This window comes from Streptomyces sp. NPDC004667 (genome assembly GCF_040609475.1).
Lineage (GTDB): Bacteria > Actinomycetota > Actinomycetes > Streptomycetales > Streptomycetaceae > Streptomyces.
Genome location: NZ_JBEXKC010000001.1, coordinates 124,651 through 142,763 on the forward strand (window position 1 = coordinate 124,651; position 18,113 = coordinate 142,763).

An 18,113-nucleotide genomic window follows, 5' to 3' on the forward strand; every position below is an offset into this window, starting at 1 on the left:
GTGCGGTGCGTGAGGTCGAGGGGGGCTCAGTGGTCGGTGTGGTGGTGCACGGGTCCGTGCGCGGCGGGTCCCGCCGGCCGGGCCAGCGCCACCGCAACGCCGTCCAGGAGCCGGAGGTCCTCGACGGTCCAGGCAGTGGTCCGGCCGCGGTGGGTGTGGGTGACCCGGACCGGACCCTCGCGGCCCGGATGGGTTTCCAGCAGGCCCAGTTCGACTCCGGACAGACCGAGTCCGGTGGCCTTGACCACGGCCTCCTTGCGGGTCCAGATCCGGTAGAAGGCCGCGTCCCGCTCGGGACCGGGGCGGAGCGCCGCCAGGTGGTCGCGTTCCGCGGCGGTGAGGTCCGCGTCGGTGGTCGCCGAGCCGCGGACCGGGCGCACCGACTCGGCGTCGACGCCGATCGAGGCGCCCGCGCCGAGGGCGAAGATCCCGCAGCCGGTGGTACGGCTCATGCTGACCGGGAGACCCAGGTCCGGGACGACCAGCTTCGGCGGGCCGTGACTGCCGTCGCCGCAGCCGGGACAGGAGCGCCGGCCGAGGGCGATGTCCCCGGGCCCGAGACCGAACAGCCCGGCGAGGGCCCGGCGGGCCGCGGCGCGGGAGCGGACGAAGGCGGCGGCGTCGCGTTCGGCGGGCAGGGACAGCGCCCGCCGGAACTCCTCCGTGTCCAGCAGCGGCAGATCGGCCGGATCGGTGTGTTCCGGCGTACGCCACCACCAGACGTGGGCCTCCCCCCGTGCGCCGAGGGCGTCGGCCACGGCCATCGCCGTGCCATGGGCGCGGCCTTCCGTGCCTGATGCCATGAAGTCCTCCCTTCTACTCCCCCGTCGGATGGTGCGGGACGTGCGGCGGCCGGCAGGAATTCGCCGGGATTTCCCCGGGGAAACCGTAGACAAAGCCGCCCCATAACCATGCGGTGGGCAACTATTTCCCGGCTATACACGGATACGCGGACCATGCGGAGCCCTTTCCCATAGGAATGGGATAGGAAAGGTCCGGAAACTGACTCGGGTCACCGTTCATCAACCCGAGGATTTCTTCATGCCGCGGATTCAGGAACACACCCTTACTCTTCCCGCGACCGGCACGGCCCCGGACGCCCTCACGCTCACCGACGCCGAGCGCGCCGGGCTGATCGCCGTCGCCACCGACGTGCTGCGGGCCACCCCGGCCCTGATCGACGATCCGGCCTGGCTGGACACCGTGCGGGACGCCTCGTCGGCGCTGCCCCGTTCGGTGCTGGCCGCGCTGCGCCGGTTCCGCCACGACGCCGGCCCCGACGGGGTGCTGCTGCTGCGCAACGTGCCGGTGGTCGCGAACGACCCGCTGCCCGAGACGCCGACCGTGCCCGGTTCCGTGGAACGGGTGCCGGCCGTGGCCTCGGCTCTGGTCACTGCGGCCATGCTCCAGCTCGGGGAGGTCATCGCCTATCGCAGCGAAAAGACCGGCGCCCTGGTCCAGAACGTCGTCCCGGTCCCGGGGAGCGAGAGTTCCCAGAGCAATGCCGGCTCCGTTCTGCTGGAACTCCACGTCGAGAACGCCTTCCATGACAACAAGCCCGATTACGTCGGCCTGCTCTGCGTCCGCGAGGACCCGACCGGCGATGCGAAGCTGTGCACGTCCTCGATCCGGCGGGCCCTTCCGCTGCTGTCCGCCCACACCGTGTCCGTACTGGCCGCGCCGCGGTTCCTCACCGAGCCGCCGCCGTCCTTCGGCGATCTGAACTCGGTCACCCCCGCCCACCCGGTGCTCGTCGGGGACCCCCAGGACCCGAACGTCCTGGTGGACTTCGCCGCGACGCACCCGCTGGACGACGAGGCGAAGGCCGCCATGGGCGAGCTGCGCGAGGCCCTCATGCGGACGATGTCCGCGCTGGCCCTGCGGGTCGGGGACCTCGCGGTGGTCGACAACCGGCTCGCGGTACACGGCCGGACCTCCTTCACCCCGCGTTACGACGGCCAGGACCGGTGGCTCCACCGGGTGTACGCCCACCTGGACCACCGGCGCAGCCGGGTGGACCGCAAGGGTGGTGGCGCGGTGCTCAACTGACGTGCCGCCCACCGCTCTTCGGGAGCCGGTAGGAACGGCCGGAGGGCCGGCCCCTTGCGGGGGCCGGCCCTCCGGCCGTCGTGGTGCCTACTGCCGTGAGCTGATGACGTCCGCCGGCCGGCCCGCCAGGGCCAGACGGCCCGGGACCAGCGTGGCCAGGGCGGTCAGCAGCGCCGCGAAGCCGAGGACGCCCAGGTACATCCAGCCGTCGATGGAGGGGGACGCGGAGCCCGTCATCCCGACGCTGAAGGCGGTGAGCACCGCGAAGGCGATGCCGGTGCCGAGGACCGAGGAGATCACGATCACCAGGGCCGCCTCGATGCGGAGCATGCGCATCACCTGGCGCCGGGTGGTGCCGACGAGCTGGAGCAGCGCGAACTCGCGGGTGCGGTCGGACACCGACATGGCCAGCGTGTTGACCACGGCGATGGCGGTGAAGGCGATGATCAGGCCCATCGCGACGTAGTTCACCTCGGCGTTGGACTGCTGGACCTCGGCCTGCAGGTCCTTGACCTGGTCGCGGTCGAGCACCCCGACGCCCGGCAGGCCGGCGAGGGCCTTCTGGAGGTCGGCGCGGCCGGGCTTGCCCGCGTCAGCGGTCTTGACCAGCAGCGAGGAGGCCAGCGGGTTGTCGACGTGCTTCGAGACCAGCTCGTGGGACATCGTCAGGTCGCCGAAGCCCAGGCCGCGGTCGTAGACGGCCGCGACGGTCAGTTCGGTCTCGGTGCCGTCACCGAGGGTCAGCTTCAGCTTGTCCCCGGGCTTCTTGCCCAGGTTGTCGGCCGCCACGTCGCTGAGCGCGACGCTCTGCGCGCCGAAGCCGTCCAGGGTGCCGTCGCTGACGCCCGGGTCCCAGGTGCGGGTCAGGCCCTCGGTGGAGACGCCCTGCGCCGGGTACTTCTCCAGGCCGACGCGCACGGAGGTGCGGACGACCTCGGTCACCGCCGACACGCCGGGGACCTTGCGCAGGTTCTCGGCGGCCTGGGCGGGCACGCCGGGGCCGGCGGCTCCGACGACCCAGTCGGCCTTGTTGCCGGCCTGGGCCTGGGCGGTGGCCGCCGCGCCCATCGTGGTCTGCACGAAGAAGACGGTGCAGGCCATGCCGATCAGCAGGGCGAGCGGGGTGACCGCGGCGGAGACCCGCTTGGTGTTGGCGCGGGCGTTGGCCGTGGCCAGGTAGCCGCCGACCCGGGAGGCCCGCAGCGGGACCCCGAGGACGCCGACCGCGATCCGGGCGATCAGCGGCCCGAGCAGCGAGACCGCCACCGAGAGCACGACGACCGACAGGAACGTCACCGGGGTGGAGGCGGGTTCGCTGCGCAGGGCGGCGAGTACGGCGAGCAGCACGATCCCGCCGGCCAGGAACGCGGCACCGGCGCCGAGCCGGCCCCAGGCGAAGTTCCGCTGCTCCATGGCCGCTTCGGACAGGGCCTCGGCGGGACGGATGCGGGCGGTGCGGCGGGCGGAGATCCGGGCGGCGGCCCAGGCGCCCAGCAGGGCCGCGCCGATGGCGGCGAAGAACGGGAAGACGCTGAAGGTGACTTCGAGGGTGTCGGGGATCGCCTTGAAGCCGACGAACTTGCCGTGCAGCCAGTAGGCGATGGGCAGGCCCGTGATCGAGCCGAGGACACCGGCGAGGGCGCCGACGATCAGTGCCTCGCGGCCGATCAGCTGGCGGACCTGCTTGGGGGTGGCCGCGATGGCGCGCAGCAGGGCCAGTTCGCGGTAGCGCTGCTGGATGGAGAGGGCGAAGGTGCCGACGACGACGAGGATCGCGACGAGCAGCGAGGTGCCGCCGATGGCTCCGCCCATGGAGACCAGCTTGATCCGGGCCTTGGCCGCGTCGAGGAACTCGACCGGGCCGCGCTCGCCGCCGGTGACCACCTCCGCGGAGGTGCCGTCGAGGGCCTGGCGGACCTGGCCGGCGAGCTCCGAGGTGGACACGCCCTCCTTGGGCAGCACGCCGACGACGGCGACCAGGTCGGCGCGGCCGGACAGCCGCGCGGCCTCGGCGTCGGAGAAGAACAGCGAGGTCTGCTGCTTGAGGTCGTGGCCGGCGGGGGCCGCGATGCCGGTGACCCGGTAGACGCGCGGGGAGCCGGTGGCCTGGACGGTCAGTTCGGTGCCGGGCTTGATGCCGGCCCGCCGGGCCAGTTCGCGGTCGACGACGACCTCGTCGGCGCCGATCGGGGCGGCGCCCTCGGCCAGGGTGAAGGGGGTCAGGGGCGCGGAGGTCCAGGCGTGTCCGTAGGAGGGCTTGTCGTCGACGCCCGGGACGACCTGTCCCTTGGGGGTGACCGCGTACGCCGGGAAGGTGATCTCGGGCAGCGCCGCCCGGACGCCGGGCAGCGAGGCGACCTTGGTGACCGTGTCGGCGGGCAGCCAGACGCGCTCGCCGAGCGGCTTCTCCTTCTTCTTGGTCTTGGTCTTGTCGCCCTTCTGCTTGACGGTGACCTGGTGGACGTTCTGGTCGCCGCCGACGATCACCGGGGCGCCGGCGTAGCGTTCGGTGCCGATGGTCCCCCTCAGCCCGGTCTCCAGCAGGATGCCGCAGGCCGTGACGAGCGCGGCCGCGCAGAAGAGGGCGAGGAACGCCCCGATGAAGCCGCCCTTGCGGGCGCGCAGGGTCTGCAACGCATAACGCAGCATCAGGCCCACGCTCCCAGGTGGGTCATGCGGTCGGCGACGCGGTCGGCGGTGGGGGCCTGCATCCGGTCGGCGATCCGGCCGTCGGCGAGGAAGAGGACGGTGTCGGCGTAGGAGGCGGCGACCGGGTCGTGGGTGACCATGACCACGGTCTGACCGGTCTCGTCGACGCAGGAGCGCAGCAGGGAGAGGATCTCCTTGGCGGTCACGGTGTCGAGGGCACCGGTCGGCTCGTCGCCGAAGATGACGTCGGGGCGGGTGATCAGGGCGCGTGCGATCGCCACGCGCTGCTGCTGGCCGCCGGAGAGCTCCGCGGGGCGGTGGGTGGCACGGCCGCCCAGGCCCACGCGCGTGAGGATCTCCTCCAGCCAGCCGGAGTCGAGGCGCTCGCCGGCCAGGCGCAGCGGCAGCTCGACGTTCTGTCGTACCGACAGCGCCGGGATGAGGTTGAACGCCTGGAAGACGAAGCCGATGCGCTCACGGCGCAGCTTCGTCAGCTGGGTCTCGTTCATTCCCCCGAGCTCGGTGTCACCGATGTACGCGGAACCGCTCGACGGCTTGTCGAGGCCCGCGGCGCAGTGCAGGAACGTCGACTTGCCGGAACCGGAGGGTCCCATGACGGCCGTGAACGAACCGCGCTCGATGCCCACCGAGACCCCGTCCAGCGCGCGCACGCCCCGGCCGGCCTTTCCGTACTCCTTCACGACTCCGTCCAGGCGCAGCGCGAACCCCGGGGACCCGGCGCCGTTCTGCCCGCGGCGGCTGTTCGTCTCGGTCCTCATGCGCGACCAGTCCTTCCAAAGCTTTTGAGGGGGGGAATGTCAGCAGCCTCATCCGCGAGATGTGGCGGATGCAACACCGCCGATCCTGGACGGCGTTCCTATATTCCCTCTACTCAAAATGCCCCGGGGTACGGGTTTCCGGCCGCGGGCTGGGTGCCGACGGCCGGAAAGGGTCGTTCGCGGGGGATTCAGCGGCGGCGCCCCCTCGTCCAGCGGTGGACCAGGGCCGCGGCGGAGGCCGCGAGGCACAGGGCGTAGCAGGCGGTGACCCACGGGGCGGGGGTCCGGCCGGCGCCGAGTCCGTGGACGATCCCGGCGACCCAGCCGGCGTAGGCGAGCCCGTGCAGCACCCGGAAGGGGCGGATCCAGCGGCGGGTGGCGAAGACGCCCCGCCACAGGCCGGTGATCAGCGCGAGCACGAAGAGCTGGGCGGCCAGGGAACCGAGGTCGACGAGGAGGTCCCCGCTGCCGAGGACGACGTCGCTCGCCGCGATCTCCTCGCCGGCCACCTTGACTCCGATGTGGACGAGCAGGAAGCCGACCCCGGCGAGGCCGGCGGCGCGGTGCAGGAGCTGGGCGAGCCGGCGCCGGTCGGGGGTGAGGATGTCCCGGAAGACGGAGGCGAGGCCGAGCATCACCGAGACCGAGAGCGCGACCAGCGCGAAGACGCCGGCCATCCGGTCCAGGAAGTCCTGGAGCGCGCCGCCGGCGAGGGCGCCCGCGGACAGCAGCAGGGCGACCGCGAGCACCCCGGCGGCCACGGCGCGGGCCCCGGGGGCGGGGGTGTGCGGGGGCCCTGGCCGGGCGGGAGCGGCGGTCGTGGCGGGCGCGGCCGGGGCGGCGGCGGACATCGCGGCGGGCGCGGGCGCGGTGGCGGGCGCGGGTACAGCGGCAGGCGTGGGTGTGGTGGCGGGTGTGGCCGGGGCGGCGGTCTGGAGGGCGGGGTGGGCCATGAGGAGCTCCGGGAGGGGTGGGTTCTCCGTGCGGGGAGGCCTCCGCCCGCCCCCGGCCCCCGCCGCGGGGGCGGGTCCGGGGGCGGGCGGACGCGGGTCAGGCGGGGCGGTGCCGGTGGACCACCCCGAGGGGGGAGCCGTCGACGGGGCGGGCCAGGGAGGCCGACCAGTTCCCGTCGAGGTCGAGGTCGTCGATCTGCCAGCTGCTGACCTCGCCCTGGTAGCCGTGCTCCACCGCGACGGGGCCGGCCGTGCCCGGCCGGACGTCCAGGGCGTTGAGGTCGATGCCGAGGAGCCCGAGCCCGACCCCCTTCAGAACGGCCTCCTTACGGGTCCACACCCGGTGGAAGGCGGCGGTCCGTTCGGGCCCGGCGGGCAGCGACAGGATGTACGCGTGCTCGGCGGGCGCGAGCACCACACTGGCCAGGGAGCCGGACTCGACGGGCCGCAGGGCCTCGACGTCCACCCCGATCCAGTCGCCGGCGTGCAGGGCGAGCACCCCGCAGCCGCTGGTCCGGGTCAGGCTCAGCGCGAGTCCGACGGCGGGGGCGGCCACGGCCGGCGGGCCGTGCTCCAGGTCACCGCAGCCGGGGCACACGCGGCGGCCCAGGGCCACCTCACGGGCGTCCACGCCCAGCAGCCCGCCGATGGCTCGCCGGGCACCGGCCCGGGTACGGACGAACGCGGCGGCGTCCCGCTCCAGGCGGAACCGCCGTGCGCGGACCTGCTCGACCTCGTCGAGCAGGTCGAAGTCGCTCTGGTCGACCCGGTCTTCGAGCGTCCACCACCAGACGTGGGCCTCGCCGGTCGCCCGGAGTCTGGCCGCCTCCCGTGCGGCCGATTCGGGCACGGGCAGTACACCGGTGTGGTCGGTGTGGTCGATGCGGCCGCGGGCGGCGGCCAGGGTCTGGCTGGTCATCGGATCCTCCTCTCCCCCCTTGAGGGCGTTGTCAGGTCAGTCCACCCAGGCGCAGGAGCAGGTCCTTCACCTCGGTGGCGTGGTAGCGGGCGCGTTCCTGCGACGGGTCGGAGCACAGCAGCAGCGGTCCGTCCCGGTCGTCCTCGGGCAGCCGCCCGTGGCTGCCGCGGACGCAGCCCGGATCGAGCGGCACCACCTGGAGCGGTGCGCGCAGGCCCGCCTTCTTCTTCAGCACGGCGAGGCCGGCCTTCGCCCTGGCCGCCGGATCGGCGGGGTCGAAGAAGAGTTCGGCCGGGTCGTATCCGGGTTTGCGGTGGATCTCGACGCCGCGCGCGAAGTCGGGCGCGCGCCGGTCGTCGAGCCAGTAGTAGTACGTGAACCAGGCGTCCGGCTCCGATACGGCCACCAGTTCGCCCGCGTTCGGGTGGTCGAGGCCGTAGTCGGCCTGCTGGGTGCGGTCCCAGACCTCGTCGACCCCGTCCAGGCACTTCAGGACGTCGCGCACGCGCGGGACGTCGGACGGGTCGGCCACGTAGACGTGCGCGGCCTGGTGGTCGGCGACCGCGAACGCCCGCGAGGTGTGGGGGTCGAGGTACTCCATGCCGCGCTGGGCGTAGACGGACAGCAGTCCCTCGCGGCGCAGCGCGCGGTTGATGTCCACGGGCCGGCTGACGGGTGAGATCCCGTACTCGCTGAGGGCGACGACGGTGGTGCCGCGCTCGCGGAGGTCGTCCAGGAGCGGGCCGAGTGCGGCGTCGGCCTCGCGGGCGGCGCGGACGGCCTCGGGGCCGTCGGGGCCGAAGCGCTGGAGGTCGTAGTCCAGGTGCGGGACGTAGATGAAGGACAGGTCGGGGTCGCGGGTGTCGGCCACGTGCCGGGCGGCGCCGGCGATCCACCGGGTGGAGGTGAGGGAGGCCGTCGGGCCCCAGTAGTTGAAGAGCGGGAACTCGCCCTGGGCTGAGGTGAGTTCGTCGCGCAGGGCGGCCGGGACGGTGTAGCAGTCGGGAGCCTTGCGGCCGTCGTAGTGGTAGACGGGCCGGGGGGTCAGGACGGTGTCCACGTCGGCGCCCATGGCCCACCACCAGCACAGGTAGGCGGTGGTGTGGTCCGGGTCCTGCCGCCGGGCGGCCTGCCAGACCTTCTCGCCCCGCACCAGCGCGTTGTGCTGGCGCCACATCATCACTTCGCCGTGGTCCCGGAAGTACCAGCCGTTGCCGACCGCTCCGTGCTCGCGCGGCAGCGTGCCGGTGGTGAGGGTGGCCTGGACCGTGGCGGTGACGGCGGGGAACACCGTGTCGAGGGGGGCCGCGAAGCCCCGCTCGCCGATGGCGCGCACGTTGGGCATGTGGGGCAGCAGTCGTGGGGTGAGGCCGACGGTGCACAGGACGGCCGTCTTCTTCCGGGCGGTGGGGGTCATGAGCCGGGCTCCTTCCGCGCGGCGGACGGTACGGGGGCGGTGAGTACCGGGGCGGGCGGTACGGGAGCGGGCGCCGTGCGGGTCAGGCCCAGTGCGGTCAGCTCCCGGGCGGTCCAGGCGAGTTCGGCGGCGATGCCCCGGGCCAGCCCGGCGTCGCCCACCGGCCGGCTGCCCTCGGGCAGGACCGACCAGGTGTACGTCTCCACCTCGATGTGGTCGGTGACGGCGTGGTCCCCTCCGAACAGGGCCCGGAGGGTGTCCCGCAGCACCGGCCCGGTGGAGGCCAGCGGCGGGGCCGGCTCCTCGTGCAGCGGTACGTGGTAGTGGATCCGCCAGGGCGCCTCGCCGGGCAGGGCCCCGGCCAGCGCCGGTCCCAGGTCGTCGGAGCCGAGCAGGGCGCCGCCGGCCGGGGCGGCCTCGCGGGTCTGGTGCAGGAAGCGGGGTTCCGCGAAGGCGGCCAGGGCCTCCCGGACCCGGGGGTCCGCGGGGTCGGCGGCCTGGAGGGCGCTGGACGCCTGCACCTTGACCACCTGGAGACCGGCCGTCAGGAGTTCGGCGACGGCGGCGCCGGGCTCCTCGTGGGCGACGGCGAGGTGGCAGGCGTCCAGGCAGAGCCCGATCCATTCGTGGTCGACGCCCTTGAGCGCCTCGACGGCCTGCGCGGTGGTCTCGGCGACGCAGCCCGGCTCGGGTTCGACGGCGACCCGCACGGTCCTGCCGGTCTCCGCCTCGATGCGGCGCAGTCCGGCCGCGAGCTTGTCGAGCTGGCGCCCGGCCGCGGCCCGCTGGGTGCGCGACCAGGCGGTGCGCCAGGCCAGCGGCAGGGTGGAGACCGAGCCGCGTTCGGCGTCGTCGGGCAGCAGCCCGGCCAGGACCCGGGCCAGGTTCAGGGTGTAGTCGAGGCGGGCGGGCTCGGACCAGTCCGGGTAGTACACCGCCCGCTTGACCACGGGGGCGTGGAAGCCCTTGTACGGGAACCCGTTGAGGGTCACCGTCTCCAGTCCGCGGGCCGTGAGCTCGCGGCGCAGCCGGGTGACGGCGGCCGGGTCTGCGGCGAGGGCCGCCGCCGCGTCCACCGGCAGCCACAGGCCGAGTCCGATGACGGACTCCCCCGCGGCCCGGCGGACCGGTTCCGCGTACGCGGCGAGCTGGGCGGTGATGCCCTCCAGGGTTTCGGCGGGGTGCACGTTGGTGCAGTAGGCGAGGTGGACGGCGGTGCCGTCGGGGTGGCGGAAGCGCATCGGGCGGATCCCCTTCCCGGTCAGTTTCCGCCGCGGGCGATCGAGTTCCCGGCGTACAGCCCCGCGGCCTGCTCGTCCGTGTAGCCGTCCAGGCCGAGCCGGCCGGACTGCGCGTAGAAGGCGACCGGGTTGCGCCACAGGACGCGGTCCACGTCGTCCTCGTCGAAGCCGGCGGCGAGCATGGCGTCGCCGGTGGCGCGGGTGAGGAGCGGGTCGCTGTGGCCCCAGTCGGCGGCGGAGTTGACCAGGATGCGCTCGGTGCCGTGCTCCTCGAGGATGGCGACCATGCGGTCCGGGGTCATCTTGGTGTCGGGGTAGATGGAGAAGCCCATCCAGCAGCCGGAGTCGCGGACCTCCCGGACCGTGACCTCGTTGAGGTGGTCGAGGACGACGAAGCCGGGGTCGATGCCGGATTCGCGGATGACCGCCAGGGAGCGGCTGGTGCCGCCCGCCTTGTCGCGGTGCGGGGTGTGGACGAGGGCCGGCAGGCCGAACTCGACGGCGAGGGAGAGCTGGACGGCGAAGGCGTGCTCCTCCGCGTCGGTGACCGTGTCGTAGCCGATCTCGCCGACGGCGACGACCCCGTCCTTGGCGAGGTAGCGCGGCAGCAGGTCCAGGACGGGGGTGCAGCGCGGGTCGTTCGCCTCCTTGGGGTTGAGGCCGATGGTGCAGTGGTGGCTGATGCCGAACTGCGCCGCGCGGTAGGGCTCCCAGCCCAGGAGGGCGTCGAAGTAGTCGGTGAAGCTGGACGGGGAGGTGCGCGGCTGCCCAAGCCAGAACGCGGGCTCGACCAGCGCGCGGACGCCGGCGGCGTGCATCGCTCGGTAGTCGTCCGTGGTGCGGGACGTCATGTGGATGTGCGGGTCGAAGATGCGCATGGTCGGGCTCCGGTAGGGGTGGGTGGCTGGGTCAGTGGTCGAGGGTGGCTACGGTCCACAGGTCGGCCGGCACGGGGCGGTCCGCGGCGCGCCGCTCCGCGGCGAACCCGTGGGCCATCCGTGCCAGTTCGGCGTCCCGGCGCTCGTGCAGTCCGGCGACCTTGGCCAGCGGTATCCCGGTGAACAGGCACTTGAGGACGGCCTGGCGCCAGCGGTACTGGTCGAGGTGGGCGCGGGCGTAGGGGCCCAGCGCGGCCGCGATGAGCCGGTTGTCGTTGGTCCGTACGGCGTCGTCGGTGAGGTGCACCGCTCGGGCGCCGAGCGGGAGGAAGGGCAGGGCGCGCAGGACGCCGCGGCGTTCGGCGGCGTCCCCGTGGGCGTAGCGTTCACCGGCCTCGCGGGCGAGGGCGGCGCCGGAGGTGCCGTAGCGGGTCAGGGCGAGCAGGAGGACGGCGCGGACGGCGTCCTCGACGGCCCAGTCGGCCCAGCCGGGCAGGGGGCCGCGGCCGTAGTCGCGTCCGGCGGCGGGGAAGCGGCGGTCCAGGGCGGCGGGGCCCTCGGCGGCCACGGCGGCGGTGTCGGCGACGAGCGCGGCCCGGTGCTCCTGGTCGAGGACGGAGCGCAGGGACTCCTCCAGGGTGCGCAGGGTCAGCGCGTCGTGGACGGCGTGGTCGGCGGCGGTGGTGGCGGGTGCCACCGGGACGGGCGGGGCGAGGGTGGGGGCGGTCATGCCGGTACGGCCTCCTTCGACGGCTCTTGCTGCGGACGGGTGTCGCGGGACGCCTGACGGGCGGCCGCCTCGCGCAGGAACGCGATGCTGTGGCGGGCGGTCTCGGCGCCGGCGTGGCTGTGGCGCGGGAGTTCGACGGAGACGAGCCCCCGGTAGCCGGCGTCGGCGAGGGCGCCGAGCACGGGCGGGAAGTCGATCTCCCCCTCTCCGAAGGGCAGGTGTTCGTGGGTGCCCCGGCGCATGTCCTCGATCTGGACGTGGGCCAGGCGGTCGGCGGCCAGTGCCACGCAGTCGGCCACGGGGTAGGGCTCCAGGCAGCGGCAGTGGCCGATGTCCAGGGTGAGCCGGAAGCGGTCCGGGCGGCCGAGGTCGGCCAGCAGCCTGCGGTATCCGGCGAGGTCGGCGACGAGCATGCCGGGCTCCGGTTCGAAGGCGAGGTCGATGCCCGCGGCGTCGGCGTGGCCGACGGTCTCGGCGCAGCCGTCGACCAGCCGCTGCCAGGCCTGTTCGCGGGTGGTGTCCGGATCGGGGGTGCCGCTCCAGAAGTGCACGGCCCCGGCGCCCAGTTCGGCGCCGATGCCGACGGCCCGGCGCAGCAGGTCCAGGCGCTGCTCCCGGCCCTCGGGTTCGGCGCAGAGCAGTGTCGGGCGGTGCTTGCGGCGCGGGTCGAGGAGGTAGCGGGCGCCGGTCTCCACGACGACGGCCAGACCGGTGGCGTCCAGGGCGCGCCGGACCTCGTCGACGCGCGCGGCGAGTCCGGGTGCGTACGGGTCCAGGTGCTGGTGGTCGAGGGTGAGCGCGACGCCTTCGTAGCCGAGGTCGGCGAGGAGGCGCAGCGCGTCGCCCAGACGGTGGTCGGCGAGGCCGTTGGTGCCGTAGGAGAACCGCGGGCCGGTCGGCGTGCTCATGTGGAGGACACCTTCCGGGAGAGGCGGCGGACCAGCGGCAGGGCTGCGGCGAGCGGTACGGCGACGCGGGGCGCACCGGCCCGGGCGGCCAGGGCGGCCTGGAGGGGCAGCAGGGCGTGGATGCCGGCTCCGACGGCCCGGCGCACGCGGGGTGCGGCGGGGTCGCGCAGTACGCGGGTGAGGGCGGGGCCGAAGCTCGTGGCGTACAGGGCGAGGGCGGCCGCCTGGGCGGGTCCGGTGCCGCGGTGCGCGGTGCCGGCGGCCGCGGCGGCCGCGGCGGCGAGGGTCAGGGCCGCCTCGCGGGGCGGGGCGCCGTCGACCTCGTGGCGGCTGAGCCGGGTCAGGCCCAGGGTGTGGACCGCCACGGCGGCGGCCGGGACGAGGGCGGGGCGGACGGGGGCGGGCCCGGTGCCGTGCAGGACGTCCAGGGCGCGCGCGCCGGCCATCACGGCGGGGCCGAGGGGGGTGGCCTTGGCGCCGAGGTCGTAGGCCCACACCGCGGCGGCCAGGGGCAGGGTGCGGCGCAGGGCGGTGCGGGGGCCGCCGGCCAGGGTGGCGATGCCGAGACCGGCCGCGGTCAGCCCGGCGGCGGTGGCAAGGGCGGACCCGGGGCGGATCCGGCCGGACGGCAGCGGGCGTTCGGGCCGCTCCACGGCGTCGAGCTCGCGGTCGGCCCAGTCGTTGAGGGCCATGCCCGCCCAGTAGAGGCAGACGGAGGAGGCGGCGAGGCCCAGGGTGCGGGGGCCTGTGCCGCGTCCGGCGGCGAGGGCGCCGGCCAGGACGTCGCCGGGCACGGTGATCGCGGCGGGCGCCCGGACCAGCTCGGCGTAGGCGCGCAGGGTGCGCCGGGCGCGGAAGGCGCGGCCCGGGAACGGCGGGAGCCGCAGGGGTCCGGCCTCGCCGACGGTGGTGGCGGTCCCGGGGCGGGCGCCCCGCCCCGGGAGGGTGGCGGTGGTCACGGCCGGGCCCCCGTCAGCGGATCGGCGCCCGTCACGGTGGACGCCGGGGCGGGGTTCGCGGCCCAGGCGGTGAGGGCCTCGTACTGGAGGGTGAGGTTGTGCTCGGTGGAGCCGGCCGGGTCCTTGAAGAAGAACCCGAGGGCGGCCAGGGCCCCGGACTCGCCGCGCCGCCCGGCCAGCGCTGCCAGCCGTACGAGGTCCAGGACCAGCGGGGCGGCCAGCGCGGAGTCGCAGCCCTGCCAGGTGAACTGCATGGTCATCCGGACGCCGAGGAAGCCCTCGAAGGAGATGTGGTCCCAGGCGGTCTTCCACTCCCCCATCTCGGGGACGTTGTCGATGTGCGTCTGGCCCTGGACCGCGTGGCCGACGGTCTCCTCCAGGCTGCGCTGCTTCGACTCGGTCTTGGAGCGGGCCGCCGCCGGGTCGGCGAGGGTCGCCCCGTCGCCGCCGCCCAGCAGGTTGGTGCCGGACCAGGACCGCAGGCGCAGGGCGCGCTGGGTGAACATCGGGGCGAGGGCGCTCTTGACGAGGGTCTCGCCGGTCTTGCCGTCGCGGCCGGCGTGCGGGACCCCGCGCAGCCGGGCCAGTTCCTCCAGGGCGGGCAGGGCGGCGCCCGCCGACGGGGTGAAGTTGACGTAGGAGCAGCCCGCGGTGAAGGCGGCGTAGGCGTAGAGGGAGCTCGCCGGCAGGGTGACGGAGCCGGCGGTGAGGGCGGCCTCCAGGGAGGCCAGGTCCAGGAAGGCGGGGTCGGGCTCGGGCAGCGGCTCCGTGGAGGAGACGTTGACGACGACCACCTGCTCGAGGCCGTGCCGGTCGCGGAAGGCGGCCATGTCCTCGGCGAGGCGGGCGGCGGTCTCGGACTGCGACTCGCCGGGGCGGACGGAGCCGTCGCGGATCTCCAGCTCGGCGGCGGCCAGCGGGGTGTCCAGGGCCTTGAGGACCGCGAAGGGCAGGACGCCCGCCTCGGCGAGTTGGCCGGCCCTCACCGACAGGGGGGTGCCGACGACGTCGTGGCCGCCGAACACGAGGTCGGCGAGGGCCGGAAGAGGTGCGTCACGGAACGGGGGCGTTTCGGTGACGCACCCGACGGGGGAGGCGGCACCCGCGACGATGGCGGCGGCGCCGGCGATGGCGGCCGTGGCGACCGAGCCTCGCGCGCCGACCATCCAGACGCCGATTCGGGGGGAAGATCCGGTCGTGTCTCGCATGGTGTGCCATTCCTCCTGAGTCGTGTGGGGCGGGGGTACAGCCGGACTACTTGCCGAGGTCGACCGGGTAGGGCCAGACGTCGAAGGCCTTGGTGACCTTCTCGTCGGAGCGGCACAGCCACTTGTCGGTGACGTGGCGGACCACGTGCCGGGGCAGGTGCTTGTTGTCGTTGGCGTCGTTCACCGGCTTGGCGATGGACTGGAGCTCCCAGGCCGCGCCCGCGAGGCGGTTGATGTGCGCCCAGAACCGGCGGTCGATGCCGAGCAGCTGGAAGGACTGCAGGTAGGCGTGCCAGCGGTGGTAGGCGTGGGTGGCCTCGGGCGGCGTGTAGTTCATCATGTGGACCTTGTTGCCGGCCGGGCGGCGCGGGTCGAACAGGGTGCCCTGGCCGAACTCCTGGAAGGCGAAGACCAGTCCCTTGGGGTCGTGGCCGTACCACTTGTCGTAGACCTTCTTCTGCTCGCGGGAGAGCAGTTCGAAGTGGGCCTTGTTGGGCTGGATGAGCTCCATCCAGCTGCGCGGGTAGCGGCCGCCCTGGCGGGTGGCGAGCCAGGCGTCGTAGGACTTGGTGAAGCCGCCGAAGGGCGCCGTGATGGCCGCGACCGCGGCCTTCATCTCGGCCGACGGCGTGTAGTAGGACATCTCGTCGTAGTCGTACCAGAACTCGCTCGCCCAGCGGTCGCCGACCAGGCCCTCGACCTTGGGCAGCTGCGGGCGGCGGCCGTGGGCGGCCGCCGGGCCGGCGCCGAGGACGGTGACCGCGGCCGCGGCGCCCGCGGCGCCCAGGGCGGTCCGCAGGACGCTCCTGCGGTCCATGGAGTTGAGCGGCATGGTCGTGCTCCTTCTGGCTCTGTCGCTGATGCGGACGGATCATCGGGGGGTGCGATGGGTGTACTCTCCCGGGCCCCGCCATACCTGCCCTATATCGCTGTTCGCGCAGGTCACAGGCGGGGCCCGGAGGTGGCTACGTGAGCTCCGGGGAGCCCTTCTCCAGGGGGTTGCGGCGCAGGGACGGCGACAGCAGCGCGACGAGCGCGGTGACGCCCATGGCGACGCTGAGGCCCAGCACGGTACGGGTGGGGCCGAAGGCCTCCAGGGCGAAGCCGGCGGCCACGGGACCGGCCGCCATGGCGCCGCCGCCGACCAGCATGGCGAGGGAGTTGGCCCTGCCGCGCATCCGGTCGGGGGCGACGCGGACCATGAACACCCCGCCCGCGACGTTGAACACGCCGCCGACGTAACCGCTGGCGGCGAACAGCGCGCCCAGGGCGTAGGGATCGCGCAGGAACGCGACGGGGACCATCAGGGCGGTCCAGACGGCCAGCCCGCCGAGGACCAGGGTGCGCAGGGAGAAGCGGGTGGCCCACCAGCCGCCGGTGATGGCGCCGACGAGTCCGCCGGCCCCGCTGAGGGAGAGCACGACGCCGATCTGGAACTGGGAGCCGTGGTTCTCCTGGATACCGGTCATGACGGCGAGGTTGAGGCCCTGGAACAGCACGTTGGAGACGGCCACGGCGGCCATCACGGCCCGCAGGAAGCGCTGGCGCCACATCCAGACGAGCCCCTCCTTGATCTCCCGCACCAGATCGGGCCGGGGCCCGGTGCGCTCGGCCTGGAGCTTGCCCCGTACTCCGAAGAGCAGCACGACGGAGGCGAGTTGGCCCACGAGGGCGGCCACGTACGGGAAGGAGGAGCCCAGGGCGACGAGGCCGCTGCCGAGCGGCTGCCCGGCGATGGCGGCGCCGCGGGTCCGGGCCTCGTTGCCGGTGAGGGCGGCGGGGAGCTGCTCCGTGGGGACCACGGCGGGGACCGCGGCCCGCTCCGCGAGCTGGTGCAGCACCCCGAGGGTGCCCTCGGTGAAGGCCGCGGCGAGCAGGGCCCAGAGCCAGACGTGCCCGCTGAGCAGGAGGGCGGCGACGGCCCCGGCGACCAGCGCCTGCCCGAGGCCCGCGCCGATCATGATCCGGCGCCGGTCCCAGCGGTCCACGAGGGCGCCGCCGGGGAGCTGGACGAGGAGCTGGGGCAGCAGGAGGGCGGTGCCGACCAGGCCGGCGTCACCGGGCGAACCGGTGATCCACAGGACGGTCAGCGGGTAGGCGACGGCGGTCGCCCGGCCGGCGAGGAGCGAGAGCCCGGCGCCGCCCCACAGCAGCCCGAAGTCACGGTTGCGGCGCAGCGGGACGGCTGCCGCCGGGGCCTCGTCGTGCTCCGGATCCGGGGCCGCCCCACCGGCCCCGGACCGGGCCGCGACTTCGGCCTGGGTCTGGGCCTGGGTCTGGGTCTGGGCCTGGGCCTGGGTCCGGGATGCGGGCCGGTGCTCCGGGGCGTCTCCCGCCGGGGCGGAGGCGGCCAGCTCCCACGGGAGGACGGCCGGGTCCGTCACCGTCTTCGGCGGCGGGGTCACCGTACGGCCGTCACGAGGTGCGCGGCGGAGCGGGTGCCCGGGGCCTCGCCGTCATGCGGGCCGGAGTGGGTGTACTCCAGTACCGCCATGGCGCTGTGCATCTTGTTGGTGGCCTGGGCGAAGGCGATGCTCGTCGGGCCGTCCAGCACCTCCGCGGTGACCTCCTCGCCCCGGTGTGCGGGCAGGTCGTGCATGAACACGGCGCGCGGGCTGGTCTCCCACAGACCGGAGGTGACCTGGAACGGGGCGAAGATCTCCCGCCAGTTCGCGTCCGGCTTCGCGGTGCCCGTCGTCTGCCAGCGGGTCGTGTAGACGACGTCGAAGCCCTCGGGCAGCACGTCCATGTCGTGCCGTTCGACGATCACCGCCCCGCTGCGCGCGGCCCGGGCGCGGGCCCGGTCGGCGATGGAGGGCAGCAGCCCGTAGCCGGGCGGCGTGCGCAGCTCGAAGTGCACGTTCGGGAACCGGGTCAGGGCCAGGGCCAGTGCGGCGGCGGTGTTGTTGCCCTCGCCGACGTACAGGACGCGCAGTCCGTCGACGCGGCCGAAGTGGCGCAGCAGGGTGGTGAGGTCGGTGAGGGCCTGGGTGGGGTGCTCCTCGGCGCTCATCGCGTTGACCACGGCCATCCGGTCCTGGGCGGCCCAGCCGCGCAGTTCGGCCTCGGGGCCGGCGGTGCGGGCGACGAGGACGTCGAGCATGCCGGAGAGCACGCGGCCGGTGTCCTCGACGGACTCCCCGGTGTTGAGCTGGAGGTCGCCGGGGCCGTACGCCACGATCCGGGCGCCCACGCGCAGCGCCCCGGAGGAGAAGGCGGTGCGGGTGCGGGTGGAGGTCTTGGCGAAGTAGATGCCGGCGACCAGGCCTTCGAGGGCGTCGGAGCGGGTGACGGTGCCCGCCGAGAACTCGGCGCCGCGGGCGACGATGCGGTGCAGGTCCCGGTCGGTGAGGTCGTCGATGGAGATGAGGTGGCGCGCCGGGCGGCGGCCGTCACGGTCGTTCGTGTGCTGCGGGTCCATCG

The 18,113-nt window shown here is 74.4% G+C and carries 16 protein-coding genes; 1 reads left to right on the forward strand and 15 read right to left on the reverse strand.

The annotated features are described in order from the left end of the window. Positions 1–26: 26 nt before the first annotated feature. Positions 27–803: a 4'-phosphopantetheinyl transferase superfamily protein gene (locus ABZW32_RS00505; protein WP_356209250.1), complete on the reverse strand. Its 777-nt coding sequence runs from the start codon at positions 801–803 to the stop codon at positions 27–29. Positions 804–1,041: 238 nt separating this feature from the next. Here ABZW32_RS00505 and ABZW32_RS00510 point away from each other — a divergent pair, with 238 nt between their 5' ends. Beyond that, on the forward strand, positions 1,042–2,049 hold the full coding sequence (locus ABZW32_RS00510; protein WP_356209252.1) for a TauD/TfdA family dioxygenase: 1,008 nt from the start codon (positions 1,042–1,044) through the stop codon (positions 2,047–2,049). Positions 2,050–2,136: 87 nt separating this feature from the next. Here ABZW32_RS00510 and ABZW32_RS00515 read toward each other — a convergent pair whose 3' ends face one another. The 14 genes from ABZW32_RS00515 to ABZW32_RS00580 form a co-directional block, all read right to left on the reverse strand. Then, positions 2,137–4,698 (reverse strand): FtsX-like permease family protein, encoded by a 2,562-nt coding sequence (locus ABZW32_RS00515; protein ID WP_356209255.1) that lies wholly within the window; start codon positions 4,696–4,698, stop codon positions 2,137–2,139. Continuing rightward, entirely contained in the window at positions 4,698–5,477 is a 780-nt protein-coding gene (locus tag ABZW32_RS00520; RefSeq protein WP_266843146.1) for an ABC transporter ATP-binding protein, read from the reverse strand. The genes ABZW32_RS00515 and ABZW32_RS00520 overlap by 1 nt, the downstream gene beginning before the upstream one ends. Positions 5,478–5,665: 188 nt before the next feature. Beyond that, complete coding sequence (locus ABZW32_RS00525; RefSeq protein ID WP_356209257.1) at positions 5,666–6,430, reverse strand: hypothetical protein; 765 nt, start codon at positions 6,428–6,430, stop codon at positions 5,666–5,668. Between the two features lie 97 nt (positions 6,431–6,527). Then, complete coding sequence (locus tag ABZW32_RS00530) at positions 6,528–7,349, reverse strand: 4'-phosphopantetheinyl transferase superfamily protein (RefSeq protein WP_356209259.1); 822 nt, start codon at positions 7,347–7,349, stop codon at positions 6,528–6,530. Between the two features lie 31 nt (positions 7,350–7,380). Then, complete coding sequence (locus ABZW32_RS00535; protein ID WP_356209261.1) at positions 7,381–8,766, reverse strand: nucleotide pyrophosphatase/phosphodiesterase family protein; 1,386 nt, start codon at positions 8,764–8,766, stop codon at positions 7,381–7,383. Then, positions 8,763–10,007 (reverse strand): metabolite traffic protein EboE, encoded by a 1,245-nt coding sequence (gene eboE, locus ABZW32_RS00540; RefSeq protein WP_356209263.1) that lies wholly within the window; start codon positions 10,005–10,007, stop codon positions 8,763–8,765. The genes ABZW32_RS00535 and eboE overlap by 4 nt, the downstream gene beginning before the upstream one ends. 20 nt (positions 10,008–10,027) lie before the next feature. After that, positions 10,028–10,885, reverse strand: coding sequence for a TatD family hydrolase (locus ABZW32_RS00545; protein ID WP_356209265.1), 858 nt, complete (start codon positions 10,883–10,885; stop codon positions 10,028–10,030). 31 nt (positions 10,886–10,916) lie between these two features. Further along, the gene (locus tag ABZW32_RS00550; RefSeq protein WP_356209267.1) at positions 10,917–11,615 is read right to left on the reverse strand and encodes an EboA domain-containing protein; all 699 of its coding nucleotides are present in this window, start codon (positions 11,613–11,615) and stop codon (positions 10,917–10,919) included. Then, a complete protein-coding gene (locus ABZW32_RS00555; protein ID WP_356209269.1) occupies positions 11,612–12,523 on the reverse strand; it encodes a sugar phosphate isomerase/epimerase family protein in 912 nt (303 codons plus the stop codon). Before ABZW32_RS00555 ends, ABZW32_RS00550 begins: the two co-directional genes overlap by 4 nt. Beyond that, positions 12,520–13,362 (reverse strand): SCO3242 family prenyltransferase, encoded by an 843-nt coding sequence (locus ABZW32_RS00560; RefSeq protein WP_356209536.1) that lies wholly within the window; start codon positions 13,360–13,362, stop codon positions 12,520–12,522. The genes ABZW32_RS00555 and ABZW32_RS00560 overlap by 4 nt, the downstream gene beginning before the upstream one ends. A 116-nt stretch (positions 13,363–13,478) precedes the next feature. Next, positions 13,479–14,690, reverse strand: a complete 1,212-nt coding sequence (locus ABZW32_RS00565; protein WP_356209271.1) for an inositol-3-phosphate synthase — start codon at positions 14,688–14,690, stop codon at positions 13,479–13,481. 46 nt (positions 14,691–14,736) lie between these two features. Then, a complete protein-coding gene (locus tag ABZW32_RS00570) occupies positions 14,737–15,522 on the reverse strand; it encodes a Tat pathway signal sequence domain protein (RefSeq protein ID WP_356209274.1) in 786 nt (261 codons plus the stop codon). 133 nt (positions 15,523–15,655) lie between these two features. Beyond that, the gene (locus ABZW32_RS00575; protein WP_356209276.1) at positions 15,656–17,095 is read right to left on the reverse strand and encodes an MFS transporter; all 1,440 of its coding nucleotides are present in this window, start codon (positions 17,093–17,095) and stop codon (positions 15,656–15,658) included. Next, on the reverse strand, positions 17,092–18,111 hold the full coding sequence (locus ABZW32_RS00580) for an ornithine carbamoyltransferase (RefSeq protein WP_356209278.1): 1,020 nt from the start codon (positions 18,109–18,111) through the stop codon (positions 17,092–17,094). Before ABZW32_RS00580 ends, ABZW32_RS00575 begins: the two co-directional genes overlap by 4 nt. Positions 18,112–18,113: the final 2 nt, after the last annotated feature.

Bases quoted from the DNA above. Each gene is read 5' to 3' on its own strand.
- ABZW32_RS00525 (WP_356209257.1), bottom strand. From the start codon at position 6,430: ATGGCCCACCCCGCCCTCCAGACCGCCGCCCCGGCCACACCCGCCACC.
- eboE (WP_356209263.1), bottom strand. From the start codon at position 10,007: ATGCGCTTCCGCCACCCCGACGGCACCGCCGTCCACCTCGCCTACTGC.
- ABZW32_RS00555 (WP_356209269.1), bottom strand. From the start codon at position 12,523: ATGAGCACGCCGACCGGCCCGCGGTTCTCCTACGGCACCAACGGCCTC.
- ABZW32_RS00505 (WP_356209250.1), bottom strand. From the start codon at position 803: ATGGCATCAGGCACGGAAGGCCGCGCCCATGGCACGGCGATGGCCGTG.
- ABZW32_RS00570 (WP_356209274.1), bottom strand. From the start codon at position 15,522: ATGCCGCTCAACTCCATGGACCGCAGGAGCGTCCTGCGGACCGCCCTG.
- ABZW32_RS00535 (WP_356209261.1), bottom strand. From the start codon at position 8,766: ATGACCCCCACCGCCCGGAAGAAGACGGCCGTCCTGTGCACCGTCGGC.
- ABZW32_RS00565 (WP_356209271.1), bottom strand. From the start codon at position 14,690: ATGCGAGACACGACCGGATCTTCCCCCCGAATCGGCGTCTGGATGGTC.
- ABZW32_RS00530 (WP_356209259.1), bottom strand. From the start codon at position 7,349: ATGACCAGCCAGACCCTGGCCGCCGCCCGCGGCCGCATCGACCACACC.
- ABZW32_RS00515 (WP_356209255.1), bottom strand. From the start codon at position 4,698: ATGCTGCGTTATGCGTTGCAGACCCTGCGCGCCCGCAAGGGCGGCTTC.
- ABZW32_RS00580 (WP_356209278.1), bottom strand. From the start codon at position 18,111: ATGGACCCGCAGCACACGAACGACCGTGACGGCCGCCGCCCGGCGCGC.
- ABZW32_RS00550 (WP_356209267.1), bottom strand. From the start codon at position 11,615: ATGACCGCCCCCACCCTCGCCCCGCCCGTCCCGGTGGCACCCGCCACC.
- ABZW32_RS00510 (WP_356209252.1), top strand. From the start codon at position 1,042: ATGCCGCGGATTCAGGAACACACCCTTACTCTTCCCGCGACCGGCACG.
- ABZW32_RS00545 (WP_356209265.1), bottom strand. From the start codon at position 10,885: ATGCGCATCTTCGACCCGCACATCCACATGACGTCCCGCACCACGGAC.
- ABZW32_RS00520 (WP_266843146.1), bottom strand. From the start codon at position 5,477: ATGAGGACCGAGACGAACAGCCGCCGCGGGCAGAACGGCGCCGGGTCC.